The organism is Pseudomonas frederiksbergensis (genome assembly GCF_001874645.1).
GTDB classification, from domain to species: domain Bacteria; phylum Pseudomonadota; class Gammaproteobacteria; order Pseudomonadales; family Pseudomonadaceae; genus Aquipseudomonas; species Aquipseudomonas frederiksbergensis_B.
Genome location: NZ_CP017886.1, coordinates 1,370,853 through 1,395,195, shown reverse-complemented (window position 1 = coordinate 1,395,195; position 24,343 = coordinate 1,370,853). Strand labels below are relative to the sequence as shown.

19 protein-coding genes are annotated in these 24,343 nt (G+C 59.3%); 13 read left to right on the top strand and 6 right to left on the bottom strand.

Annotation, left to right across the window (positions count from 1 at the left end):
• Positions 1-142: 142 nt before the first annotated feature.
• Positions 143-1,117 carry a cysteine synthase A gene (gene cysK, locus BLL42_RS06950; protein ID WP_071551386.1) on the top strand — a complete coding sequence of 325 codons (975 nt, stop codon included), beginning with the start codon at positions 143-145 and terminating at the stop codon, positions 1,115-1,117.
• 260 nt (positions 1,118-1,377) lie between these two features.
• Positions 1,378-2,316, top strand: coding sequence for an aspartyl/asparaginyl beta-hydroxylase domain-containing protein (locus BLL42_RS06945; RefSeq protein WP_071551385.1), 939 nt, complete (start codon positions 1,378-1,380; stop codon positions 2,314-2,316).
• Positions 2,317-2,402: 86 nt separating this feature from the next.
• Here BLL42_RS06945 and BLL42_RS06940 read toward each other — a convergent pair whose 3' ends face one another.
• Positions 2,403-3,311, bottom strand: coding sequence for a DMT family transporter (locus tag BLL42_RS06940; protein ID WP_071551384.1), 909 nt, complete (start codon positions 3,309-3,311; stop codon positions 2,403-2,405).
• A 130-nt stretch (positions 3,312-3,441) separates the two neighbouring features.
• Here BLL42_RS06940 and aceK point away from each other — a divergent pair, with 130 nt between their 5' ends.
• The 6 genes from aceK (at position 3,442) to BLL42_RS06910 (ending at position 12,867) form a co-directional block, all read left to right on the top strand.
• The gene (gene aceK / locus BLL42_RS06935) at positions 3,442-5,163 is read left to right on the top strand and encodes a bifunctional isocitrate dehydrogenase kinase/phosphatase (RefSeq protein ID WP_071551383.1); all 1,722 of its coding nucleotides are present in this window, start codon (positions 3,442-3,444) and stop codon (positions 5,161-5,163) included.
• A 220-nt stretch (positions 5,164-5,383) separates the two neighbouring features.
• Entirely contained in the window at positions 5,384-9,295 is a 3,912-nt protein-coding gene (gene hrpA / locus BLL42_RS06930) for an ATP-dependent RNA helicase HrpA (protein WP_071551382.1), read from the top strand.
• A 331-nt stretch (positions 9,296-9,626) separates the two neighbouring features.
• Complete coding sequence (locus BLL42_RS06925) at positions 9,627-10,748, top strand: beta-ketoacyl-ACP synthase III (protein WP_071551381.1); 1,122 nt, start codon at positions 9,627-9,629, stop codon at positions 10,746-10,748.
• Positions 10,749-10,774: 26 nt separating this feature from the next.
• On the top strand, positions 10,775-11,389 hold the full coding sequence (locus BLL42_RS06920; protein ID WP_071551380.1) for an RNA polymerase sigma factor: 615 nt from the start codon (positions 10,775-10,777) through the stop codon (positions 11,387-11,389).
• The gene (locus BLL42_RS06915) at positions 11,383-11,619 is read left to right on the top strand and encodes an anti-sigma factor family protein (RefSeq protein WP_071551379.1); all 237 of its coding nucleotides are present in this window, start codon (positions 11,383-11,385) and stop codon (positions 11,617-11,619) included. Before BLL42_RS06920 ends, BLL42_RS06915 begins: the two co-directional genes overlap by 7 nt.
• 123 nt (positions 11,620-11,742) lie before the next feature.
• Positions 11,743-12,867 carry a GNAT family N-acetyltransferase gene (locus BLL42_RS06910; protein WP_071551378.1) on the top strand — a complete coding sequence of 375 codons (1,125 nt, stop codon included), beginning with the start codon at positions 11,743-11,745 and terminating at the stop codon, positions 12,865-12,867.
• 128 nt (positions 12,868-12,995) lie between these two features.
• Here BLL42_RS06910 and BLL42_RS06905 read toward each other — a convergent pair whose 3' ends face one another.
• From BLL42_RS06905 to BLL42_RS06890, 4 genes are all read right to left on the bottom strand, one after another.
• On the bottom strand, positions 12,996-14,828 hold the full coding sequence (locus BLL42_RS06905; RefSeq protein ID WP_071551377.1) for an ABC transporter ATP-binding protein: 1,833 nt from the start codon (positions 14,826-14,828) through the stop codon (positions 12,996-12,998).
• Positions 14,829-14,916: 88 nt separating this feature from the next.
• Positions 14,917-15,483: a peptidylprolyl isomerase gene (locus tag BLL42_RS06900; RefSeq protein WP_071551376.1), complete on the bottom strand. Its 567-nt coding sequence runs from the start codon at positions 15,481-15,483 to the stop codon at positions 14,917-14,919.
• Positions 15,484-15,486: 3 nt separating this feature from the next.
• On the bottom strand, positions 15,487-16,290 hold the full coding sequence (locus tag BLL42_RS06895; RefSeq protein WP_071551375.1) for an alpha/beta fold hydrolase: 804 nt from the start codon (positions 16,288-16,290) through the stop codon (positions 15,487-15,489).
• A 14-nt stretch (positions 16,291-16,304) separates the two neighbouring features.
• On the bottom strand, positions 16,305-17,228 hold the full coding sequence (locus BLL42_RS06890; protein ID WP_071551374.1) for a PA3225 family LysR-type transcriptional regulator: 924 nt from the start codon (positions 17,226-17,228) through the stop codon (positions 16,305-16,307).
• Positions 17,229-17,277: 49 nt separating this feature from the next.
• Here BLL42_RS06890 and BLL42_RS06885 point away from each other — a divergent pair, with 49 nt between their 5' ends.
• The 3 genes from BLL42_RS06885 (at position 17,278) to BLL42_RS06875 (ending at position 19,458) form a co-directional block, all read left to right on the top strand.
• Positions 17,278-17,592, top strand: coding sequence for a 3-phosphoglycerate kinase (locus tag BLL42_RS06885; RefSeq protein ID WP_071551373.1), 315 nt, complete (start codon positions 17,278-17,280; stop codon positions 17,590-17,592).
• 149 nt (positions 17,593-17,741) lie between these two features.
• On the top strand, positions 17,742-18,341 hold the full coding sequence (locus tag BLL42_RS06880; protein WP_071551372.1) for an FMN-dependent NADH-azoreductase: 600 nt from the start codon (positions 17,742-17,744) through the stop codon (positions 18,339-18,341).
• Between the two features lie 250 nt (positions 18,342-18,591).
• The gene (locus tag BLL42_RS06875; RefSeq protein WP_071551371.1) at positions 18,592-19,458 is read left to right on the top strand and encodes a carboxylate/amino acid/amine transporter; all 867 of its coding nucleotides are present in this window, start codon (positions 18,592-18,594) and stop codon (positions 19,456-19,458) included.
• A gap of 80 nt (positions 19,459-19,538) precedes the next feature.
• Here BLL42_RS06875 and BLL42_RS06870 read toward each other — a convergent pair whose 3' ends face one another.
• Positions 19,539-20,837 carry a mechanosensitive ion channel family protein gene (locus BLL42_RS06870; RefSeq protein WP_071551370.1) on the bottom strand — a complete coding sequence of 433 codons (1,299 nt, stop codon included), beginning with the start codon at positions 20,835-20,837 and terminating at the stop codon, positions 19,539-19,541.
• A 193-nt stretch (positions 20,838-21,030) separates the two neighbouring features.
• Between BLL42_RS06870 and BLL42_RS06865 the strand changes: the two genes are divergently transcribed.
• Together BLL42_RS06865 and BLL42_RS06860 are read left to right on the top strand one after the other, a co-directional pair.
• Positions 21,031-22,377: a DEAD/DEAH box helicase gene (locus BLL42_RS06865; protein WP_071551369.1), complete on the top strand. Its 1,347-nt coding sequence runs from the start codon at positions 21,031-21,033 to the stop codon at positions 22,375-22,377.
• Between the two features lie 229 nt (positions 22,378-22,606).
• Positions 22,607-24,325 (top strand): ShlB/FhaC/HecB family hemolysin secretion/activation protein, encoded by a 1,719-nt coding sequence (locus tag BLL42_RS06860; protein WP_071551368.1) that lies wholly within the window; start codon positions 22,607-22,609, stop codon positions 24,323-24,325.
• The last annotated feature ends 18 nt before the right edge of the window (positions 24,326-24,343 follow it).

Below are 24,343 nucleotides of genomic sequence, written 5' to 3'. Positions count from 1 at the left end.
TCTCTGAATGGGGCGTCACAGGGTGACTCGGTCAGCTCAAGAAATGGATACAAAGTATGTGCCCCTGTTCGTCGTGACTGGACGCCCAAGGGGGCGAGGCATACCCTTGAAGGCCTCTCCAACGCTGCATAAGGACCCAGCCATGAGCCGCATTTTTGCTGACAACGCGCATTCCATCGGCAACACGCCATTGGTTCAGATCAACCGTATTGCGCCTCGTGGTGTGACCATTCTGGCGAAGATTGAAGGGCGCAATCCGGGCTATTCAGTCAAATGCCGGATCGGCGCGAGCATGATCTGGGACGCTGAAAGCAGCGGCAAACTCAAGCCGGGCATGACCATTATCGAACCGACTTCGGGCAACACCGGCATCGGTCTGGCGTTCGTCGCCGCTGCGCGTGGTTATAAGCTGATGCTGACCATGCCGGCGTCCATGAGCATTGAGCGGCGCAAGGTGCTCAAGGCCCTTGGCGCCGAACTGGTACTGACCGAGCCTGCCAAAGGCATGAAAGGTGCCATCGAAAAGGCCGCAGAAATTCTGGCCAGTGATCCGGCCCGGTACTTCATGCCGCAGCAGTTCGAAAATCCGGCTAACCCTGGGATCCACGAAAAAACCACCGGCCCGGAAATCTGGAACGACACCGACGGCGCGATCGACGTGCTGGTCTCGGGTGTTGGCACCGGCGGGACGATTACCGGTGTCTCTCGGTATATCAAGAACACCAAGGGCAAGCCGATCCTGTCGGTGGCGGTGGAGCCTGTGGTCTCGCCGGTGATCACCCAAGCCATGGCCGGCGAGGAAATCAAGCCAAGCCCGCACAAGATCCAGGGCATCGGCGCTGGTTTTGTGCCGAAAAACCTCGATCTGTCGATGGTTGACCGGGTTGAACTGGTCAGCGATGAAGAATCCAAGGCCATGGCCCTGCGCCTGATGCAGGAGGAGGGGATTCTCTCCGGGATTTCCTGCGGTGCGGCCATGGCGGTTGCCGTGCGTCTGGCCGAAACCCCGGAAATGCAGGGCAAGACCATTGTGGTGATCCTGCCGGACTCCGGCGAGCGTTATCTGTCGAGCATGTTGTTCAGCGATTTGTTCACCGAACAGGAATTGCAGCAGTAACGCTCAAAAGATCGCAGGCTGCGCCAGCTCCTACATGGGGCACGTCATTCAGCGTAGGAGCTGGCGCAGGCTGCGATCCGTTGATCTTGATCAGTCACGGTTCAGGAGCCTTATGTTAATAACTGCTTTGTTGCGCAATCCTTAATACTGATTGTTCAGTTATGCGGGTTTTTCCGAAGGGCGGTAGTGTTTATCATGGCCGACTGCCGCGCCGGATAAAGGGTGATGCGCAGCGTTGTTTATTCTGAAGGAGTTGTTGCATGACCTTATCCTTTGCCGCCAAGGCCTCGCTGTTGCTGCTGTTTGTGGGCAGCACCCTGTACGTGCATTTGCGCGGCAAGGCGCGTTTGCCGGTCTTGCGGCAGTTCGTTAACCACTCGGCGCTGTTCGCTCCTTACAACGCCTTGATGTACCTGTTCTCGGGAGTGCCGTCCAAACCGTATCTGGACCGCAGCAAGTTTCCGGAACTGGATGTGCTCAAGGAAAACTGGGAAGTCATTCGTGACGAGGCCATGCATTTGTTCGACGAGGGCTATATCCGCGCCGCCGAGAACAACAACGACGCCGGTTTCGGTTCGTTCTTCAAGAAGGGCTGGAAGCGTTTCTACCTCAAGTGGTACGACAAACCACTGCCGTCGGCCGAATTGTTGTGCCCGAAAACCGTCGAACTGGTCAGCCGCATCCCCAACGTAAAAGGTGCGATGTTTGCCCTGTTGCCTGGCGGTAGCCACCTCAACCCGCACCGTGACCCGTTTGCCGGTTCCCTGCGCTATCACCTGGGCTTGTCGACACCGAACTCCGACGACTGCCGTATTTTTGTCGACGGTCAGGTCTACGCCTGGCGCGACGGCGAAGACGTGATGTTCGATGAAACCTACGTGCATTGGGTCAAGAACGAAACCGAAACGACTCGGGTCATTCTGTTCTGTGACATCGAGCGACCGCTGAGCAACCGCTTGATGACGCGTATCAACCGTTGTGTCAGTGGTCTGCTGGGCCGTGCCACGGCGCCGCAAAATCTCGATGACGAGCGCGTCGGCGGGATCAACAAGGTCTACGCCTGGAGCAAGACTTCCAGCGACAAATTCAGCGGAGTGGTGAAAAAGTGGAAGCGCCGTAATCCGAAGCTGTACCGCATCCTGCGGCCGGTATTGGCGGTTGTGGTGCTGACGGCGCTGGGTTACTGGTTGTTTGGCTGAAGGCTCTTCAATAAAAAACCGCTCCTTGAGAGCGGTTTTTTTTTGATCTGGCGAATGTTACGGGCGTCAGCAGCAGCGCTTGAAAACTACCGTGCCACCACCTCGGAAGGCTTCACCACCGCAGGCTTCAACACCAGCCACAACGCCCCCGCAATCAACAGCCCGCCATACAGATGCGCCATCGACAGCGGTTCATCGAGAAACAACGCGCCCCACAACACGCCGAACGGCGGGATCATGAAGGTCACGGTCATCGATTTGACCGGGCCGATCGAGCTGAGCAGGCGGAAATACAGGATGTAGGCAAACGCCGTGCACCCCAGGCCCAAGCCCAGCAGCGACAACCAGACGCTCCAGCCACCCCAGCTAACGGGCGGTTGGTTGATGACGCTATAGCCGAACAACGGCAACAGAAGCAGCGTTGCACCGAGCATGCTGCCCAGCGCCGAAAGACGGCTGTCGAGGCCGCCTTGATGGTCGAGCCAGCGCCGCGCCAGGAAGCCGGCGAAACCGTAGCAAGTGGTCGCGAGCAGGCAGGCCAGTGCGCCCATCAGCAATTCCATGTCGAAGGCCACGGGACCGGCACGGGTCAGGATGGCGACGCCAAACAACCCAAGGGCAACTCCGGCAATCTTCGAGAGGGTGAGTCTTTCGCTGAAGAACAGTCCGCCGATCAACACGCCCATCAGCGGGGTGGTGGCGTTGAAAATCGCCGAGTAACCGGCCGGCAGCACTTGAGCGGCCACCGAGTACAGGGTTGCTGGAACACCAGAGTTGATCATTCCGAGCAGCAGCACGGTTTTGAACTTGCCACGGAAGTCCCAACTGACCCGCATCAGCGCTAAAATCACCAACAACCCGGTCGCGGCGATCGACACGCGGAAAAAAGCAGTGGGGATTGTGCCAATCACTGGGGCAATGATGCGCATAAACAGGAAACTCGCCCCCCAAATGGCAGCGAGTGACAACATACGCAGAATATCGACGGGGATCACGGCTCGTTCCTTCCATTATCAGGGCGCAAGTGTCGCTGCCGCAGGGAGCCAAGGCAATGGTTGCGTTGCGTAACAATTGACCTCTAAGCTCAGCCTCCAACGATAAGAATCATCCCGTAGAGGTCTTCACATGCCGCAGCCATGGCCCGCCGCCGAAATCGCTCAGATGATCCTCGACGGCTTCGACGATTACCGCGAGCATTTCCGCCAGATCACAGACGGTGCCCGGGCGCGATTCGAGCAGGCGCAGTGGCAGGAAGCGCAGGTTGCGTCGGCGGCACGGATCAACCTCTACGAAGCCAAGGTCAGCGAAGTGGTGGGGTGCCTGCATGCCGCCTTCGAGACGGATGTGCTGATGGATGTCGGCTGCTGGCCGCTGGTCAAAAGCGCCTACATCAGTCTGATCGACCTGCGCTTCGACGATGAACTGTCCGAGACCTGGTACAACTCGATTTTCTGCGGGCTGTTCAGCCACGACCTGATCAGCGACGGCTGCATGTTCATCCACACCACACGGCCCAGCCTGCGCCGTCCCCGGGCTGCGCAAACCCGGTCCTATAAACCGCAAGGCCAGTTGTCGAACATGCTCGCAAGCATTTTTGCCGACTACCACTTCAGCGAGGATTACGCGAACCTGGCCGGCGACCTGCGCCGACTTGAAGCGCAACTGCGCGAGAACCTGCCCGATTGGGTTTGCAAGGACCCGGAGTTGAGCGTCGAGCTGTTTTCCTCGGTGCTTTACCGCAACAAGGGCGCCTACCTGGTGGGACGCATCTACACCACGGACGAGCAATGGCCGCTGGTGATTCCGCTTCTGCACCGCGAAGGTCGGGGGATTCAGATCGACGCCTTGATCACCGATGAAGCCGACGTGTCGATCATTTTCTCGTTCACCCGCTCGTACTTCATGGTCGATGTGCCGGTGCCAGCGGAGTTCATCGGTTTTCTCAAACGCATCCTGCCGGGCAAGCACATCGCCGAGCTGTACACCTCGATCGGTTTCTACAAACACGGCAAATCCGAGTTCTACCGGGCACTGATCAACCACCTGGCCAACACCGACGACCAGTTCATCATGGCCCCCGGTGTGCGCGGCATGGTCATGAGCGTGTTTACCCTGCCGGGGTTCAACACCGTGTTCAAAATCATCAAGGACCGTTTCTCGCCGTCGAAGAACGTCGACCGCGCCACGGTGATCGAGAAATACCGCCTGGTAAAAAGTGTCGACCGGGTCGGGCGCATGGCCGATACCCAGGAGTTCGCGGATTTCCGTTTCCCGTTGAGCAAGTTTGATCCGGCGTGTCTGGCCGAGCTGCTGGAAGTCGCCGCGTCGACGGTTCAGGTGGAAGGCGACACGGTATTGATCCGTCACTGCTGGACCGAGCGGCGCATGACGCCGTTGAACCTCTACCTGGAAAACGCCAACGACGCTCAGGTGCGTGAAGCGTTGGAAGATTATGGCTTGGCGATCAAGCAACTGGCGGCGGCGAATATTTTTCCCGGCGACATGCTGCTGAAGAACTTCGGCGTCACCCGACACGGGCGGGTGGTGTTTTATGACTACGACGAGATTTGTTTTCTCACCGAAGCCAACTTCCGCCACATCCCGCAGCCGCGCACACCGGAAGACGAAATGGCCTCCGAGCCCTGGTATTCGATTGGACCGCTGGACGTGTTCCCTGAGGAATTCCCACCGTTCCTGTTCGCTGATTCCGGGCAGCGACGGTTGTTCGATCAACTCCATGGCGAGCTGTACAACGCCGATTACTGGAAAGGCCTGCAAGCGGCGATTCGCGCGGGCAAGGTGATTGATGTGTTCCCGTATCGGCGCAAGGGGCTCGACAACGAATAATCGGCTTCGCACGACCCTGTAGCAGCTGGCGTAGCCTGCGTCCGAGGACGAAGTCCTCGCAAAACCGGTACTCGCGGTACATCAGGAATACTCGGGAGGCAGGTTTTACGACTGCTTCGCAGCCGAACGCAGGCTACGCCAGCTGCTACAGGGATCTCGTTCGCTCGTTAAATCTGCGACAATCACCCCCCTGCGCCACTAGACGACCTTTGCGTACCTGATGACTGACGAATCGCCTTCCATCGACAAACTGCTGAAAAACCTCGACCACGCCATGCTTGCCGACCGCCACCGGCTGCGGCGGCAGTTGCTTGAGCTGCGCAAGAAGCCCGACGACGCCAAGCTGGCCTTGTGGGTGACGCGCATGCAAGCGTCCTGCGACCAGGTGTTGGCGCGGCGCGCCAGCCTGCCGGTGATTCGTTACGACGACAGCCTGCCGATCGCCGCCAAGCGCGACGAAATCAAGGAGGCGCTGCTCAAGCATCAGGTGCTGATCATCGCCGGCGAAACCGGCTCGGGTAAAACCACTCAGCTGCCGAAGATCTGCCTGGAAATCGGACGCGGCCAGCACGGTCTGATCGGTCACACCCAGCCGCGTCGAATTGCTGCGCGCAGCGTGGCGAGCCGCGTGGCCGAAGAGCTGGCAACGCCGCTGGGTGCCTTGGTTGGCTATCAGGTGCGGTTCGAGGATCAGAGCGATGCCAACACCCTGATCAAATTGATGACCGACGGTATCCTGCTGGCGGAAACCCAGAACGACCGCTACCTCGAACGCTACGACACGATCATCGTCGACGAAGCCCACGAACGCAGCCTGAACATCGATTTCCTGCTCGGTTACCTGAAAACCTTGCTGCCGCGCCGGCCGGACCTGAAAGTCATCATCACCTCGGCGACCATCGATCTTGAGCGCTTTTCCAAGCATTTCGACGATGCACCAATTGTCGAAGTCTCGGGCCGCACCTTCCCGGTGGACACCTGGTATCGGCCGTTGACGCTGGAACAGGACGAAGAGGGCAACCGGGTCGAAGACGACCTGACCGTGGATCAGGCGATCCTCGCCACCCTTGATGAAATTGCCGCATTCGAACGCAGCGAACGCCGCAGTCCCGGTGATGTGCTGGTGTTCCTGCCGGGTGAGCGTGAGATTCGTGACGCGGCGGACATGCTGCGCAAGGCCCAGCTCAAACACACCGAAATTCTGCCGCTCTACGCACGGTTGTCGCCGGCCGAGCAGCAGCGGATTTTCCAGTCCCATCCGGGCCGTCGCGTGGTGCTGGCAACCAACGTCGCGGAAACCTCGCTGACCGTGCCGGGCATTCGTTATGTGATCGACAGCGGTACCGCGCGGATCAGTCGCTACAGCTACCGGGCCAAGGTCCAGCGCTTGCCGATCGAGGCGATTTCCCAGGCCAGTGCCAACCAGCGTAAAGGTCGCTGCGGGCGGGTCGAGCCGGGCATTTGCATCCGTCTGTACAGCGAAGAAGATTTCATCGGCCGGCCAGAATTTACCGATCCGGAAATTCTCCGTACCAACCTTGCGGCGGTGATTTTGCAGATGCTGCACCTGCGCCTTGGTGAAATTACCGACTTCCCGTTTATCGAGCCGCCGGATGGCAAGGCCATCAGCGACGGTTTCAACCTGCTGCAAGAACTCTCGGCCGTCGACCGCAACAGCCAGCTGACGCCGCTGGGCCGGCAACTGGCGCGTTTGCCGGTGGACCCGCGCATGGGCCGGATGCTGCTTGAAGCGGCGAAACTCGGCAGCTTGCAGGAAGTGCTGATTGTCGCCAGCGCGATGTCGATCCAGGACCCGCGCGAGCGTCCGCCGGAGCGTCAGCAGGCCGCCGATCAGGCTCACGCACAATGGAAAGACGTGGACTCGGACTTCGCCGGGCTGGTCAATCTGTGGCGTGGTTTTGAAGAACAACGCCAGGCCCTGACCGCCAGCCCGCTGCGCAATTGGTGCCGCAAGAACTTCCTGAATTACCTGCGCCTGCGCGAGTGGCGCGACTCCCATCGTCAGTTGAGCCTGATCTGCCGCGACATGCAGTTGAGCCTGAACAAAGAGCCGGCGGACTACCCGAAACTGCACAAAGCCGTGCTGTCCGGTTTGCTCAGCCAGATCGGCCAGAAAACCGAAGACGGCGATTACCTGGGCGCGCGTCAGCGGCGCTTCTGGATTCACCCGTCATCGGGCCTGGGCAAGAAGCGTCCGCAATGGCTGATGACCGCTGAGCTGGTGGAAACTACCAAGCTCTATGCGCGCATGGTGGCCAAGATCGAGCCGGACTGGATCGAGCCGCTGGCCGGGCACCTGATCAAGAAGAACCACTTCGAACCCCATTGGGAGAAGAAGCGCGGCCAGGTCGTGGCCTACGAGCAGATCACCTTGTTCGGGCTGATCGTGGTCGGCCGCCGTGCCGTGCATTACGGACCGATCGACCCTGTCACCTCGCGTGAACTGTTTATCCGTGAAGCGCTGGTACGGGGTGAGATTCAGTCGAAGGCCACGTGCCTGTCTGCCAATGCGCAACTGTTGGAACAGCTCGACGAACTGGAGGCCAAGGCCCGTCGCCGGGACATTCTGGCGGACGAGGAAACCCTGTTTGCCTTCTACGATGCGCGTTTGCCGGCAGAGATTCATCAGACCGCCACCTTCGACAGCTGGTATCGGGTCAACAGCCAGAAAGACCCGCAGCTGCTGATCATGCGCGAAGAAGACGTGCTGGCTCGCGAAGCCAGCGAAGTCACCGCCGCGCATTACCCGGACACCCTGCGCCTGGGCGATCTGACCCTGCCGTTGAGTTACCACTTCGAGCCCAACCATCCCCGCGATGGCGTGACCCTGCGCGTACCGGCACCGCTGTTGCCGGCGCTGCCGCCGGAACGCCTGGAATGGTTGGTGCCAGGGGTAATCGAAGCCAAGTGCATCGCGCTGGTGCGCAACCTGCCCAAGGCGTTGCGCAAGAATTTCGTGCCGGTGCCGGACTTCGTCAAAGCCACCTTGCAGCGCATCACGTTCGCCGAAGGTTCGCTGCCTCAGGCGTTGGGTCGGGAACTGTTGCGCATGACCGGTGCGCGGGTCAGTGATGAAGCCTGGACCGAAGCTGCGCAGCAGGTCGAAAGTCATCTGCGGATGAACCTGGAAATCGTCGATGGCCAAGGCAAGTTCCTCGGCGAAGGTCGTGATCTGGCGGAGCTGACGGCGCGATTCGCCGAGGCCAGTCAGGCCGCATTGGCGGTACCGCAGACGGCGAAAAATCAGCAGCCGGTGGAGGCCAAGGTCTTCGCGGCAGTGGCCGAAAAGACTCAACAGAAGATCGCCGGGCTGTCGATGACGGTCTACCCGGCGCTGGTGGAAGAGGCCGGTACGGTCAAGGAAGGGCGTTTCTCAACGTCGGCCGAGGCCGAGTTCCAGCATCGTCGGGCGTTGCAGCGGCTGCTCATGCAGCAACTGGCCGAGCCGGCGAAGTTTCTGCGCGGCAAGTTGCCGGGGCTTACGGAGCTGGGCCTGATGTACCGCGAACTGGGGCGTATCGACAGTCTGGTGGAAGACATTCTGCTGGCGAGCCTCGACAGCTGCATTCTCGACGGCGAAGCGAGCTTGCCGCGTGACGGCGCTGGTTTGGCCTCGCTGGCCGAGCGCAAGCGCGGTGCGTGGACTGAGCATGCCGAGCGACTGGCGAAACTGACGCTGGAGACTCTCAAGCTCTGGCACGGTTTGCAGAAGCGCTTCAAGGGCAAGATCGATCTGGCGCAAGCGGTTGCCTTGAACGATATCAAGCAGCAGCTCAGCCATCTGGTCTATCCGGGTTTCGTTCGTGAAACCCCGATGCAGTGGCTCAAGGAACTGCCGCGTTACTTGAAAGCTGTCGAGCAGCGCTTCGAAAAACTGGGCGCTCAGGTGCAGAAGGACCGGGTCTGGAGCGGCGAGTTGTCCGGTCTCTGGACCCAATACCAGACCCGCGCCAACAAGCACGCCCAGGAAGGCAAATGCGATCCGCAACTTGAGCTCTATCGCTGGTGGCTGGAGGAATACCGGGTTTCGCTGTTCGCCCAGCAATTGGGGACCAAAGTGCCGATCTCCGACAAACGCTTGAGCAAGCAATGGACCCAGGTCGAACCCTAACCACGGTCCCTGTAGGAGCTGCCGCAGGCTGCGATCTGTTGATCTTCTGTTGTCGCGGCATAGAAAGATCAACAGATCGCAGCCTGCGGCAGCTCCTACGGTATCGCGTTGTGTTTGAAGCAGGCGCTTGCTCTTGCAAAAGGGGCAAAACGCCAATGTTTATGGCAAACTTCGCTGTTATAAACACCGGCCCCGCAGAGTTGAGCCTTCGCAGCCCGGGCGGATCGGAATAAAGCGATGTCAGGTCGATGCCCTTTGACGGGATAAGGCCCTTTATGTGTTGGTACGTCGGTGCCAGCACTTTCTGCCTGAACAGATTAGAGAAACGACCATGCATAATGTCGTCATCAGCGGCACCGGCCTGTACACCCCGGCCAACAGCATCTCCAACGAAGAGCTGGTGCAGTCTTTCAATGCTTATGTCGCTCAGTTCAATGCTGACAACGCTGACGCCATCGAGCGTGGCGAAGTGCAGGCACTGACCGAATCCAGCGCCGCCTTTATCGAAAAAGCCTCCGGGATCAAAAGCCGCTTTGTCATGGACAAGGAAGGCATTCTCGATCCACAGCGCATGGCACCTCGTTTGCCCGAGCGTACCAATGACGAATGGTCGGTGCTGTGCCAGATGGCCATTGGCGCTGCCGAGCAGGCCCTGCAACGCGCCGGCAAGACTGCGGCGGACATCGACGGGGTGATCGTCGCCTGCTCCAACCTGCAACGCGCCTATCCGGCCATTGCCATCGAAGTCCAGGAAGCGCTGGGTATCGAAGGTTTCGGTTTTGACATGAACGTGGCCTGTTCCTCGGCAACGTTCGGCATTCAGGCCGCCGCCAACAGCGTTCAGTTGGGCCAGGCCCGGGCGATCCTGATGGTCAACCCGGAAGTCTGCACCGGTCACTTGAACTTCCGTGACCGCGACAGCCACTTCATCTTCGGCGACGCCGCCACTGCGGTCATCATCGAACGTGCCGATCTGGCTACATCGAAGTACCAGTTCGACGTGGTCAGCACCAAACTGCTGACCAAGTTCTCCAACAATATTCGCAACAACTTCGGCTTCCTCAACCGTGCAGCGGAAGAGGGCGTCGGTGCCCGTGACAAACTCTTCGTCCAGGAAGGTCGCAAGGTGTTCCGTGATGTCTGCCCGATGGTCGCTGAACTGATCGCGACCCATCTGGACGAAAACAAGCTCAACGTCAGCGACGTGAAGCGTTTCTGGCTGCACCAGGCCAACCTCAGCATGAACCACCTGATCGTCAAGAAGTTGCTGGGCCGCGAAGCCACCGAAGTAGAAGCCCCGGTGATTCTCGACACCTATGCCAACACCAGCTCCGCCGGTTCGGTGATTGCCTTTCACAAGAATCAGGACGATTTGCCAGCCGGTTCGCTGGCGGTACTTAGCTCGTTTGGTGCCGGTTATTCGATTGGCAGCGTGATTCTGCGCAAGCGCTGAGTTCACGAACCGGACGCGAGGTATCAATGGCCGCAGTTGACGACACGCAACTGCTCGAACGCCTGTTGGCGGGCGAGCAAAAGGCTTTCAAGGAGTTGGTCAGCACCTACCAGAGCGCCATGCGGGCGGTGGCCTATGCCATCGTCGGTAACCGGAATGCCGACGAAGTGGTGCAGGATGCCTGGTTGTCGGTGGTGCGCAACCTGAACGGGTTCGAGGGGCGTTCCAGCCTCAAGACCTGGTTGTTGACCATCACCGCCAACGCGGCAAAAGGTCGATACAAACAAAACCGCCGGGAAGTCTTGCTCGATGACCTGCCGTCACCCCACGGCACCATCGATGATGATCGGTTCTCCCCCGGAGATGGCCACTGGCTGGTGGCGCCGTTCAGCTGGCATCAGGACACTCCTGAAGCGCTGCTCACTGAAAACGAACTGCGTGAATGCCTGGAACACACCTTGCTCAGCCTGTCGGAACTGCAAAGCAGCGTGCTGCTGTTGCGTGAGCGCCAGGGCCTGGAGCTGGAGGAGATTTGTAATCTTCTGGAGATCTCGCTCTCCAATGTTCGGGTGCTGCTGCACCGGGCACGGTTGAAGGTGTTTGCGACCGTGGAGCATTTTGAGGAAACCGGCGAATGTTGACCTGCAAGGAACAAGTGGCGCGGTCCAGTGATTATCTCGATGGCCAGTTGAGTTTTCGTGAGCGACTGATGGTGCGTCATCATTTGATGTTTTGCCCCAATTGCCGGCGGTTCATTCGGCAGATGCGCTTGATGCAGGCGACCTTGCGCGTCATGCCCGAAAAGCCGGTTCCAGGTGTCGATGAGCTTGCCGAACGCCTGGCTGCCGAGCGTCAAAAAGCTAAGGAGTAGCTTCAGGTCGCACCTCCCTCATACTTATTTTCGACCCCGCCTTGGCGGGTTTTTTTATATCGGCAAGCGCCGGGGATGGGCGATACTCGGCGGGTCTGTAGGCAACAACCGCTGGGGAACAGGATGCCGTTACACGTTTTGGACAGTCTGTCCGCCATCGCGCCGCAAGAGTGGGATGCGCTGGTGCCCGAGACTCAGCCGTTTCTGCGTCACGCCTTTCTGGGTGCGCTGGAAGACAGTGGCAGCTTGGGGCCGCAGTCTGGCTGGCAGCCGGAGCATCTGCTGCACATCGAAGACGGTCGGCTGATCGCGGCATTGCCGAGTTACCGCAAATGGCATTCCTACGGCGAATACGTGTTCGACCATGCCTGGGCCGATGCTTGCGAGCGGGCCGGGATTGATTACTACCCCAAACTGTTGACGGCTGTGCCATTCAGTCCGGTCAGCGGACCCCGGTTGTTGGCGGCCACCGTGCAGGACGGTTTCGAACTGCTGAACAGCGTGCCGGGTTATCTGGAAGTTGAAGGACTTTCCAGCGCCCATATCAACTTTACCGACGCCTTTACCGATGCGGCATTGGCCGAGCAACCGGGCTGGTTGCAACGCATCGGTTGCCAGTATCACTGGCAGAATCGCGGTTATCGGGATTTTCAGGACTTCCTCGACGCACTCAGTTCTCGCAAGCGCAAGCAGATGCGCAAGGAACGTGAACAAGTGGCGGGGCAGGGCATTGAGTTTGAATGGCTTGAAGGGCATCAGCTCGACCAGGCGCAGTGGGATTTTGTCTACGCCTGCTATGCCAACACCTATGCCGTGCGTCGGCAGTCGCCGTACCTGACGCGGGATTTTTTCAGCCTGTTGGCCGAACGCATGCCCGAAGCTATTCGGGTGGTCTTGGCCAAACAAGGATCACGACCGGTGGCCATGGCGTTCAGCCTGGTCGGTGGCGACAGTTTTTATGGACGTTACTGGGGTTGCCTGGCGGAGTTCGACCGCCTGCACTTCGAGACCTGTTTCTATCAAGGCATGGACTACGCAATCGCCAACGGCTTTCAGCGTTTCGATGCCGGCGCACAGGGCGAACACAAACTGATTCGTGGTTTTGAACCGGTGATCACCCATTCCTGGCACTACTTGCGTCATCCTGGATTGAAGGCAGCAGTGAAAGACTTTCTTGAGCGCGAACGCGTGGGGGTCATGGGGTATGCAGAAGAGGCGAAGAGCGCCTTGCCTTACCGACAAGGCTGATCGTTTCTGCGCGGGCGCAAATAGGTGTAGGAGCTGCCGCAGGCTGCGATCTTTTAGCGTCCTCAAAGGCGCCGAAGATCAAAAGATCGCAGCCTGCGGCAGCGCCTACGCAGGTTGTACAGTGCTTCTCAATCGATTCCGACAAACCCGCCGGTCTGGTGCTGCCACAGCCGCGCATACAACCCGCCATGGGCCAGCAATTCGGTATGGCTGCCGCTTTCGGCAATGTGGCCTTTTTCCAGCACCACCAGACGATCCATCCGGGCGATGGTCGAGAGTCGGTGAGCGATGGCGATCACGGTTTTGCCTTGCATCAGGGTTTCCAGGCTTTCCTGAATCGCTGCTTCGACTTCCGAGTCCAGCGCCGAGGTGGCTTCGTCCATGATCAGGATCGGCGCGTCCTTGAGCAGCACTCGGGCGATGGCGATCCGCTGGCGCTGGCCGCCGGAGAGTTTCACCCCGCGTTCACCCACATGAGCATCGAAGCCGGTGCGGCCTTCAGCATCCGACAGCAACGGGATGAACTCGTCAGCGCGGGCCTTGCGGACCGCCTCCCAGAGCTCTTCGTCGGTGGCGTCGGGTTTGCCGTAAAGCAGATTGTCACGGATCGAACGGTGCAGCAGCGAGGTGTCCTGAGTGATCATGCCGATCCGCTCGCGCAGGCTTTCCTGGGCCACGTTGGCGATGTTCTGTCCATCGACCAGAATCTGCCCGTCCTGCAGATCGTAGAGGCGCAGTAGCAGGTTGACCAAGGTCGATTTGCCCGCGCCTGAAGGACCGATCAATCCGATTTTTTCGCCGGCTTTGATGGTCAGGTTGAGGTCGCCGATGATTCCGCTTTTCTTGCCGTAGTGAAACGCCACGTGTTCGAAACGCACCTCGCCACGGGCTACTTCCAGGCGCGGCGCCGGTTCGCGGTCGGTGACGCTGATCGGTTGGGCGATGGTTTGCAGGCCGTCCTGGACCATGCCGATGTTTTCGAAGATGCCGTTGACCACCCACATGATCCAGCCCGACATGTTGACGATGCGGATCACCAGGCCGGTGGCCAGGGCAATGGCCCCCACCGAGATCAGCGACTGGGTCCACAGCCACAGCGCAAGGCCCGTGGTGCCGACGATCAGCAGGCCATTCATGCTGGTGATGACCACGTCCATGCTGGTGACTACGCGGCCGGCCAGTTGGGATTTTTCAGTTTGCTCTGCGATAGCTTCGCGCGCGTATTGCTGTTCAAAATGGGTGTGGGCGAAGAGTTTCAGCGTGGTGATGTTGGTGTAGCCGTCGACGATCCGGCCCATGAGTTTGGAGCGCGCATCGGAGGACACCACCGAACGTTCCTTGACCCGCGGCACGAAGTAGCACAGTGCGCCGATGTAGCAGGCGATCCAGGTCAGCAGCGGGATCATCAGGCGCCAGTCGGCTTCGGCGAACAGCACCAGAGCGCTGATCGCGTAGATCAGTACATGCCATAAGGCGTCTACAGCTTGCACCGCGGAGTCGCGCAGGGAGTTGCCGGTTTGCATGATCCGTTGGGCGATGCGCCCGGCGAAGTCGTTCTGGAAAAAATTCAGGCTCTGTTTGAGCACGTAACTGTGGTTTTGCCAGCGAATCATGCTGGTCATGCCGGGGCTCAGGGTTTGATGCACCAGCAGGTCATGCAGGCCGACGAATATCGGCCGCAGAATCAGTGCGACTGCCGCCATCCAGGCCAGCTCGACACCGTGAATCTTGAAGAAGTCTGCATTGGGCGTGCCTTGGGCCAAATCGATGATTCGACTCAGGTAACTGAACAATGCCACTTCGATCAGCGCGCCGATCAAGCCGACGACCAACAGCGCAGCAAAACTCGGCCAGACCTGACGCAGGTAATAGGTATAGAAGGGGAGAACCCGGCTCGGCGGAGCCGCCGTCGGGGCGTCACGGAAAATATCGATCAGTTTTTCGAAACGACGATAGAGCATCAGATAAACACCCGCGTACGGGCTCTCCTTTTTTCGATGCGAGCGGCACGGTGAACACACCGCTGCCGCTCAGGACGCCTTATGCAGTTTAGTCGATGCGCTTGGCCGACTTGATCAGCACCGGGTCGATCGGCACATTCTGCATGCCTTGCTTGGTGGTGGTTGGCGAGTTGACGATGACATCGACCACGTCCATGCCCTTGACCACCTTGGCGAATACCGCATAACCGGCATCGCGGCCAGGGTCGAGGAAGTCATTGTCCTTCACGTTGATGAAGAACTGGCTGGTGGCCGAATCCGGATCCGAGGTGCGCGCCATCGACAAGCTGCCGCGCACGTTGTGCAGGCCGTTGCTGGCTTCGTTCTTGATCGGCGCCTCGGTCGGCTTTTGCACCATCTGCGCGGTGAAGCCTCCCCCTTGGACCATGAAGCCCGGGATCACCCGGTGGAAAATCGTGTTGGTGTAGAACCCCTTGTCGACATAGGCGAGGAAGTTCTTGGTACTGACCGGTGCATGGACCGGGTCCAGCTCGATTTCAATGGTGCCGTTGGTGGTCACCAGCTCTACGTGCGGCGCCTTGGCGGCATCGGTGGCAGCCATCAGGTTGGCGGCGAACAGTACTACGCCTGTGACGAGGGCGATTTTTTTCAGCATGGGTCAGTGATCCTGAGTAGTGGTGTCGACTGCGGTTAGAAATTCAAGCAGGGTTTGGTTGAAACGGTGTGGCTGGTCCAATGGCGTTGCGTGGCGTGAATCTTCGATCACCACCAGCCGCGCATCGGGCAGCAGTTTTACATAGGCTTCTTTCAGCGCCACCGGCGTGTAGTCGCGGTCGGCGCTGATGATCAGGGTTGGACAGGTGACTTTCGCCAGTCGTTCCTGAACCCCCCAACCCACAATGGCATTGAAGCTGGCGAGATAAGCACGTTTGTCGTTTTTTGCCCAGCGTTCGGCCATTTTATGCCGCAAGTCCGCCTGTTCGGGTTTGGGGAACAGTTTACCGCCCAAGGCCGTGCCGATGGTGCGCAGACTGAGGATGCGCATCAGGCTCCAGCGCTTGAACCACTGCCAGTAATCATCCGCCGTGCGGACTTTGACCTCGGGGGCACTGTTGACGATGCACAGGCTTTTAAGCAGCGATGGCTGATCCACCGCCAGCTGAAAACCGATCATCCCGCCCATGGACAACCCGACCAGATGCGTTGGGCCAAGGTTCAGGTACTCGATCAGCGCGACCAGGTCGGCGCTGAAGCTGGCAATGCTGTAGCGCTCGCGGGGTTTGTCGGAGCGACCGTGGCCGCGTACATCCGGGATGATCACGCGGTAGCGGGTCGAGAGCTCCGGGATCTGTTTTTCCCAGTCCAGCGTACTCGAGCCCAGCCCGTGAACCAGCAGCAGGGGTGTGCCGTGGCCATATTCCTCGTAGTGCAAGGTGCAACCTTCATGTTCGAAATAGGCCATGGTGCAACTCCTTGTCAGGCTTGTTCTGGGGCAGCGAAAGGCGCATCCAGCGGCGCGGTATCAAAGGTGCGCAGCAACTCGACGAGAATCTGTGTGGCCGGCCCCAGGGGTTTGTCCTTGTTCGAGTACAGATAGAAACTCGGGTTACGGCTGCCGCCCTGGTCCAACGGTAGCAGCTTGAGCGTACCTTCCTTCAATTCCCGTTCGATCATGTGCCGGGGCAACCAGGCGAAACCCAGGCCGCTGCTGACGAAGGAGGCGGCAGTGGCCAGGCTGCCGACGGTCCAGCGCTGTTCGGCGCCGAGCCAACCGACATCACGCGGTTGCTGGCGGCCGGAGTCGCGGATCACCACCTGCATCTGGGTTTCCAGGTCCTGGAAGTTCAGTTCGCGGTTCAGACGATGCAGCGGGTGTTCGGGGTGGGCGACGGCCACGAATTCTACGTCGCTCAATTCCGCGCCAAGGTAACCGGGAATACTGAGACCGGTGATGGCCAGGTCCGCCACGCCTTCAAGCAGGACTTCTTCGACACCCGACAACACTTCTTCACGCAGACGCACCCGGCAGCCGCGACTTTGCGGCATGAACGCGGTCAAGGCACGGACGAGGCGGGCGTTCGGGTAAGCGGCGTCGACTACCAGCCGCACTTCCGCCTCCCAGCCTTGCTCCATGTGGTGCGCGAGGTCTTCAAGCTGACTGGCCTGTTTGACCAGTTGCCGCGAGCGGCGCAGCAGCACGCCGCCGGCTTCGGTCAGCACGGCCTTACGGCCGTCGATGCGCAACAGCGGCACGCCGAGCTGGTCCTGCATGCGCGCTACGGTGTAGCTGACAGACGACTGCGAACGGTGCAGCACTTCGGCGGCCTGGGCGAAACCACCGTGGTCGACCACGGCTTGCAATGTGCGCCATTGATCAAGGGTCACGCGGGGCGCTTTCATGATGAGCTCCTCTTGTCCTAAGCTGGCAGCTTCCATTGGAGGCTGCCGAATGAAAAAAATCTGTTGTGTGGTGCTGGCGATGCTGCCGCTGACTGCGTTTGCCTACCCCATTGATGTAGAGAAAAACCTCAATGGCCTGAAGATCAACTACGCCACCTACGCCACGACTTACGACATGGGCGCCATTACGCTGAACAACGACAGCGATAAAGCCGCCGAATGCTCGGTGGTATTTCGCAACGGCCCGGAATCGCCGCGTACTCGCCGTGTGAGCCTGGAGGCTGGCAAGAGCGCCGACCTCTCGGCCAAGTTCAACCGCGAAATCATCAAGCTGTACATCACCCTGACCTGCAAGCCCAAATAAGGGTTGTTGCACAGGCGGGGCAGATACGCTCCGCTTATAAACGAATTTATTGATGGTTTATAGCAGTTATTTGTGCTTTTTCATCGATACGACTCTGTTTAATCTCCACTCCATCGACCTACAGCATTCACCGATGGAGGCTACATCCCATGTCCCGCGTTCTGATCATCGAAAGCAGCGCCCGCCAGCAAGACTCGGTATCGCGTCAGCTGACTCAAACCTTCATCAGCCAATGGAAAGCCGCGCACCCGGCCGACCAGATCACCGTTCGTGACCTGGCGACCCATCCGGTTCCGCACCTGGACGCCAACCTGCTGGGTGGCTGGATGAAACCTGCCGAGCAACGCAACGAAACCGAACAGTCGTCGCTGGAGCGCTCGAATCAGTTGACCGACGAACTGCTGGCTGCCGACGTATTGGTCATGGCCGCTCCGATGTACAACTTCGCGATCCCCAGCACGCTCAAAGCCTGGCTCGACCACGTGCTGCGTGCCGGTGTGACCTTCAAGTACACCGACACCGGCCCGCAAGGTCTGCTCAGCGGCAAGCGTGCTTATGTGTTGACCGCTCGCGGCGGCATCTACGCCGGTAGCCCGTCCGATCACCAGGAACCGTACCTGCGTCAGGTCATGGCGTTCATCGGTATCCACAACGTCACCTTCATTCACGCCGAAGGCATGAACCTGGGCGGTGACTTCCACGAAAAGGGTCTGAACCAGGCCAACGCCAAGCTTGCCCAAGTCGCCTGAGCCGTTAATCGCCAGATAATCACCAGATGTTCAAGTAGCGCTCGTACACCCCTTCAAGCCGGTTCGCGCATCGAACCTCCCTTTGCACTTGTTGCTCATGAGTGCTCTAGCCCGATTGAACGCTTTAGCGAGATCGGGCTTTTTTTTGTCTGCGATTTGTGTGGCCGGGCACGAACTTGTGGGAGCGGTTGACTGTTCGCGATAACGGGCAAAACCCGCTATCGTCGCCGCCATTCGAAACGAGGCGAGCATGGGCTATCTACTTTTTGTCACGCTGATTCAGGCGTTTTCCTTCAGTTTGATCGGCGAGTACCTGGCTGGGCATGTCGACAGCTATTTTGCGGTGCTGGTGCGGGTGTTACTGGCGGGGCTGGTGTTCATCCCATTAACGCGCTGGCGTCAGGTGGAACCGGCGTTCATGCGCGGGATGCTGCTGATCGGCGCATTGCAGTTCGGCGTGACCTACGTTTGCCTGTACCTGAGCTTCCGGGTGCTGACGGTGCCGGAAGTCTTGCTGTTCACCATCCTCACGCCGTTGCACGTGACCCTGATCGAAGATGCGCTGAACCGTCGCTTCAATCCCTGGGCGCTGGTGGCGGCATTGGTGGCGGTGCTCGGCGCGGCGGTGATCCGCTATGACCGGATCAGTCCGGACTTCTTCATGGGTTTTTTGCTGCTGCAACTGGCCAACTTCACCTACGCCGCAGGACAGGTGCTGTACAAGCATCTGGTGGCACGCCATCCGAGCGACCTGCCGCATTATCGGCGCTTTGGTTACTTCTACCTTGGTGCGCTGGCGGTGGCCTTGCCGGCGTTTCTGCTGTTTGGCAAACAGAACTTCCTGCCGGAAGCGCCGTTGCAATGGGGCGTGCTGGTATTCCTCGGACTGGTGTCTACCGCGTTGGGCCTGTACTGGTGGAACAAGGGCGCTTGCCTGGTCAACGGCGGGACGCTGGCGGTGATGAACAACCTGCACGTGCCGGTAGGGCTGCTGATCAACTTGCTGATCTGGAATCAGCATGAAGAGTTGGGGCGGCTGATGTTGGGTGGGATGGTGATTCTGGCGGCGGTGTGGATCAGTCGGTTGGGTATCAGACGCGACACAAAACTCGCGTAGGAGCTGCCGAAGGCTGCGATCTTTGATTTTGAGGGTCAAAAGATCGCAGGCTGCGCCAGCTCCTACGAAGGACTGTTCTGCTACATCGAGCGTTTTTCAGGCGCAGGAATGTGGCTCGCGCCCAACACCGCCGGCAACAACCCTGCGCGCAAATCATTACCGCTCGGTTGCTGGTACAGGCTCAAGCCAAACTCCGGCAGCACCGCCAACAGGTAATCGAAGATATCGCCCTGAATCCGCTCGTAATCGGCCCACACCGTGGTGCGGGTGAAGCAATAGATTTCCAGCGGCACGCCTTGAGCGGTGGTTTGCATCTGGCGGACCATGCAGGTCATGTTCGGCTGAATCTCTGGATGGTTCTTCAAATACGCCAGCGCATACGCACGAAAGGTCCCGATGTTGGTCATCCGCCGACGGTTGGCCGACATGGCCGCAACGTTGCCCTGGGCCTCGTTCCAGCTCTTGAGCTCGGCCTGCTTGCGGCTGACGTAGTCGGTGAGCAAGCGTACCTGCGTCAACTTCTGTTCTTCATTGTCATGGATGAAGCGCACGCCACTGGCGTCGATGAACAGGCTGCGCTTGATCCGTCGGCCGCCTGACTGCTGCATGCCGCGCCAGTTCTTGAACGATTCGGACATCAAGCGCCAGGTCGGGATCGAAACGATGGTCTTGTCGAAATTCTGTACCTTGACCGTGTGCAGGGTGATGTCCACCACGTCACCGTCGGCGCCCACTTGTGGCATTTCGATCCAGTCGCCAACCCGCAGCATGTCGTTGCTGGTCAGTTGTACGCTGGCGACGAACGACAGCAGGGTGTCCTTGTAGACCAACAAAATCACCGCCGACATGGCGCCGAGCCCCGACAGCAGCAACAGCGGCGAACGGTCGATCAGGGTCGCGACGATGATGATCGCGCCGAACACGAGCAGCACCATCTTCGCCAGTTGCACGTAGCCTTTGATTGAACGTGTGCGGGCATGTTCGGTGCGTGCGTAGATGTCCAGCAAAGCATTGAGCAGGGCGCTCAGGGCCAGCACCAAAAACAGGATGGTGAAGGACAGGGCGACATTGCCGAGGAAAGTTTGAATGGTTTTGCTCAGTTCCGGCACCAGGTTCAAACCGAACTGGATCACCAGCGACGGGGTCATTTGCGCCAGGCGATGGAACACCTTGTTGTGGAACAAGTCATTGAACCACTGCATCGCCGGTTGCCGGCCAAGCAGTTTGACGGCATGCAGTACCACATAACGCGCCACTCGTCCGAGCAGCAAGGCGATTACCAACAGCACCGCCAGCGCCAGGCTGGCATGCACGAGTGGGTGCTGATCGAGAGTACCCCAGAGGTCTTGGGTATTGAGCCAGAGCTGTTTGAGATCCATGGGCTAAAACGATTCTTCTATTGGACGAGACGGGTCGATTAGAGCATTTAAGACGCATCGGGTTACGTTCGGGGACAAATCAGCTAACAAAATAGCCATTGTTTGCGTCCGTTTGCATAAAGAAACTCGGCCTTCGCGCTCGAAACCGTTACCCTATGCAGCTGATTTTTTGTATTTCTTCGAGGTAGCACCCGTGTTTTCCCAATTCGCCCTGCACGAACGCCTGCTCAAAGCCGTGGCCGAGCTTAAATTTGTCGAGCCAACGCCTGTGCAAGCAGCGGCTATCCCGCTCGCGCTCCAAGGGCGTGACCTGCGGGTGACTGCGCAAACCGGCAGCGGCAAAACCGCTGCATTCGTTTTGCCGATCCTCAACCGTTTGATCGGCCCGGCCAAAGTCCGCGTCAGCATCAAAACCCTGATCCTGCTGCCAACCCGCGAGCTGGCCCAACAGACCATCAAGGAAGTTGAACGCTTCGCGCAGTTCACCTTCATCAAGTCCGGCCTGATCACTGGCGGTGAAGACTTCAAGGTCCAGGCAGCCATGCTGCGCAAGGTGCCGGACATCCTGATCGGCACCCCGGGCCGGATGATCGAGCAACTGAACGCCGGTAACCTCGACTTGAAAGAAGTTGAAGTGCTGGTGCTCGACGAAGCCGACCGTATGCTCGACATGGGCTTCGCCGAAGACGTACAGCGCTTGGTCGACGAATGCACCAACCGTCAACAGACCATGTTGTTCTCCGCCACCACCGGCGGTTCGGGCTTGCGCGAGATGATCGCCAAGGTGCTGAACAACCCTGAGCACTTGCAGCTCAACAGCGTCAGCCAGCTGAACGCGACCACCCGTCAGCAAATCATCACCGCTGACCACAACCAGCACAAAGAACAGATCGTTAACTGGCTGCTGGCCAACGAGACGTACCAGAAGGCCATCGTCTTCACCAACACCCGGGCCATGGCCGACCGTATCTACGGCCGTCTGGTGGCGCAGGAGTACAAGGCGTTCGTCCTGCACGGTGAGAAAGACCAGAAGGATCGTAAACTGGCGATCGACCGTCTGAAGCAGGGCGGGGTCAAGATCCTCGTCGCCACCGACGTTGCCGCTCGCGGCCTCGACGTGGAAGGCCTGGACCTGGTGATCAACTTCGACATGCCGCGCAGCGGCGACGAATATGTTCACCGCATCGGTCGTACCGGTCGTGCCGGCAACGATGGCCTGGCCATCTCGCTGATCTGCCACGGCGACTGGAACCTGATGTCGAGCATCGAGCGCTATCTCAAGCAGAGCTTCGAGCGCCGCACCATCAAGGAAGTCAAAGGCACCTACGGCGGACCGAAAAAGGTCAAGGCCTCGGGCAAGGCCGTTGGCGTGAAGAAGAAAAAGGTCGACGCCAAAGGCGAGAAGAAAAAAACCGGCGCCAAGGCACCGACCAAACGCAAGATCGCCAACCGCCCGAAGACCGACGCCCTGTCGCTGGTCAGCAAGGATGGCATGGCGCCGCTCAAGCGCCGCAAGCCAGAAGCACCGGCCGCTGAATAACGCGCCACGGTGATTCACCCAAAAGCCCGGACAAGTGTCCGGGCTTTTGCGTTTTCAGCCTATGGCGATCTTGAGATCGAGCCTGACGTCTGCGCCGTCAGGAGCCTCTTTCGTGTCAATTTGGACATATTCTGCAACAAATTCGTAACAAGATTATTGACGTCAATATGATGGCAACTTAATATCGCGCCATCATATTGATATCACTTGTCGTCTCGAGGGATCGAACATGTACTTGCACCCCCTCGGGAAGAGGCTGTGTGCGGCTTTGCCGTGTCTATTGCTGTGTTTCACCAGCGTAAACCTTGCCCACGCCGCACCCACCCCTGGTGATACCGATCTGATCCGCGAACGTCAGGATCGATTGCTCGAAGAGCAGCGCCGACGTCTCGAAGAGCTCAAGGAACTGCCTGGCAAAGCGGCCAAACCGACGGCCCCGGCGGCGCCTGCCGATACCCGCTGCTTCCCGATCAAAGACATCGAACTCAAAGGTGCCGACAGCCTTTCGGCCCGTGAGCGCGAGCGTTTGCTCAAGCCTTACGTCGGTCAGTGCCTGGGCGTCACCCAGCTCAACGAGCTGCTGAAAGTCATCACCGATGAGTACCTTGAGAAAGGCCTGGTGACCAGTCGTGCTTACCTGCCGCAGCAGGATCTGTCTGCCGGTCATTTGAAGGTGCTGGTGGTCGAGGGCAAGCTTGAAGGGATCAAAGGTGCAGAGGGCAGCCAGCTGTCGGACCGTGAGCTGGCGATGGCCTTTCCCGGCAAGGCGGGGGAGTTGGTCAACCTGCGCGAGATCGAGCAACTGGTCGATCAGTTGAACCGCTTGCCCTCCAATCAGGCGCAGATGGAACTGGCACCGGGCAAGCAGGTGGGCGGCAGCGAAGTGCTGGTCAAGAACACCCCGCAAAAGCCCTGGCGCGCCGGTTTGTCGCGCAATAACGAAGGCCAGCGCAGCACCGGCGAGCAGCAGTGGGGCACGACCTTTGACTGGGACAGCCCGCTGGGGTTGGCCGATCAGTTGATGTTGCGCGGTGGTCACGATGCGGTGAGCGATCATAACCACACCTCAAGCAACGCCATGCTCACTTACAACCTGCCGTGGGGTTGGTGGAACTTCAACTACAGCTACAGCCAGAGCGATTACCGCTCGCAGATTGCCGCCAATGGTTACAACTTCAAGCAGACCGGCGACAGCAAGACTCACCAGTTCAAGGCCGAGCGAGTGATCTATCGCGATGCCGTGAGCAAGACGTCCTTGAGCGCCGGCGTGTCCCACTTGCGCAGCAACAACTTCATCGAAGACAGCAAGCTGGCCCTGAGCAGCAACCATCTGAGCGAAGCGCAGTTCGGGATCAACCACGGGCGGCGTGTCGGTTCGGCCTTCGTCAACCTCGACCTGGGCATGCAGAAAGGTATCGGCGCCTTCGATGCCCAGAGCAACGGTCATCCCGGGCCCGGCGAAGCGGATGCGCGCTACCGCAAATACACCGGCACCCTGAGCTACTTGCAGCCGTTCAAACTCTGGGGCGAGTCGTTGAGCTTCAACAGTTTGATGACCGGCCAGCACAGCGAAGATGTGCTGTTCAGCCCGCAACGCACCAGCCTTGGCGGGTTGTCGTCGATCCGTGGTTACAAGGACCAGTCACTGTCCGGTGACAGCGGCAGCTACTGGCGCAACGACCTGCGTTGGAGCCGTCCGGTGAGTTGGGAATGGCTGCGTCCGGTGTTCGCTGAATACGGCACCAGCCTGGGCTACGACCAGGGCGTGATCAGTCATGGCCGCTACAACGGCGAGCAACATGGGCGGATGTCGAGCGACTCGATCGAACTGTTCGCTCGTGGTCAGTACGTGTCAGCCAGCGTGACCTTCGCCCACTCCCTGGAGCGGCCGGATACGTTGACCGAGCGTGAAGCACCGATCTATTTCCGCGTGGATTTCTCCCTCTAATTTATCGCTCTGTCGAGA

Coding starts and splice junctions, on each gene's coding strand:
- cysK (WP_071551386.1), top strand. CDS start 143: ATGAGCCGCATTTTTGCTGACAACGCGCATTCCATCGGCAACACGCCA.
- BLL42_RS06945 (WP_071551385.1), top strand. CDS start 1,378: ATGACCTTATCCTTTGCCGCCAAGGCCTCGCTGTTGCTGCTGTTTGTG.
- aceK (WP_071551383.1), top strand. CDS start 3,442: ATGCCGCAGCCATGGCCCGCCGCCGAAATCGCTCAGATGATCCTCGAC.
- hrpA (WP_071551382.1), top strand. CDS start 5,384: ATGACTGACGAATCGCCTTCCATCGACAAACTGCTGAAAAACCTCGAC.
- BLL42_RS06925 (WP_071551381.1), top strand. CDS start 9,627: ATGCATAATGTCGTCATCAGCGGCACCGGCCTGTACACCCCGGCCAAC.
- BLL42_RS06920 (WP_071551380.1), top strand. CDS start 10,775: ATGGCCGCAGTTGACGACACGCAACTGCTCGAACGCCTGTTGGCGGGC.
- BLL42_RS06915 (WP_071551379.1), top strand. CDS start 11,383: ATGTTGACCTGCAAGGAACAAGTGGCGCGGTCCAGTGATTATCTCGAT.
- BLL42_RS06910 (WP_071551378.1), top strand. CDS start 11,743: ATGCCGTTACACGTTTTGGACAGTCTGTCCGCCATCGCGCCGCAAGAG.
- BLL42_RS06905 (WP_071551377.1), bottom strand. CDS start 14,828: ATGCTCTATCGTCGTTTCGAAAAACTGATCGATATTTTCCGTGACGCC.
- BLL42_RS06900 (WP_071551376.1), bottom strand. CDS start 15,483: ATGCTGAAAAAAATCGCCCTCGTCACAGGCGTAGTACTGTTCGCCGCC.
- BLL42_RS06895 (WP_071551375.1), bottom strand. CDS start 16,290: ATGGCCTATTTCGAACATGAAGGTTGCACCTTGCACTACGAGGAATAT.
- BLL42_RS06890 (WP_071551374.1), bottom strand. CDS start 17,228: ATGAAAGCGCCCCGCGTGACCCTTGATCAATGGCGCACATTGCAAGCC.
- BLL42_RS06885 (WP_071551373.1), top strand. CDS start 17,278: ATGAAAAAAATCTGTTGTGTGGTGCTGGCGATGCTGCCGCTGACTGCG.
- BLL42_RS06880 (WP_071551372.1), top strand. CDS start 17,742: ATGTCCCGCGTTCTGATCATCGAAAGCAGCGCCCGCCAGCAAGACTCG.
- BLL42_RS06875 (WP_071551371.1), top strand. CDS start 18,592: ATGGGCTATCTACTTTTTGTCACGCTGATTCAGGCGTTTTCCTTCAGT.
- BLL42_RS06870 (WP_071551370.1), bottom strand. CDS start 20,837: ATGGATCTCAAACAGCTCTGGCTCAATACCCAAGACCTCTGGGGTACT.
- BLL42_RS06860 (WP_071551368.1), top strand. CDS start 22,607: ATGTACTTGCACCCCCTCGGGAAGAGGCTGTGTGCGGCTTTGCCGTGT.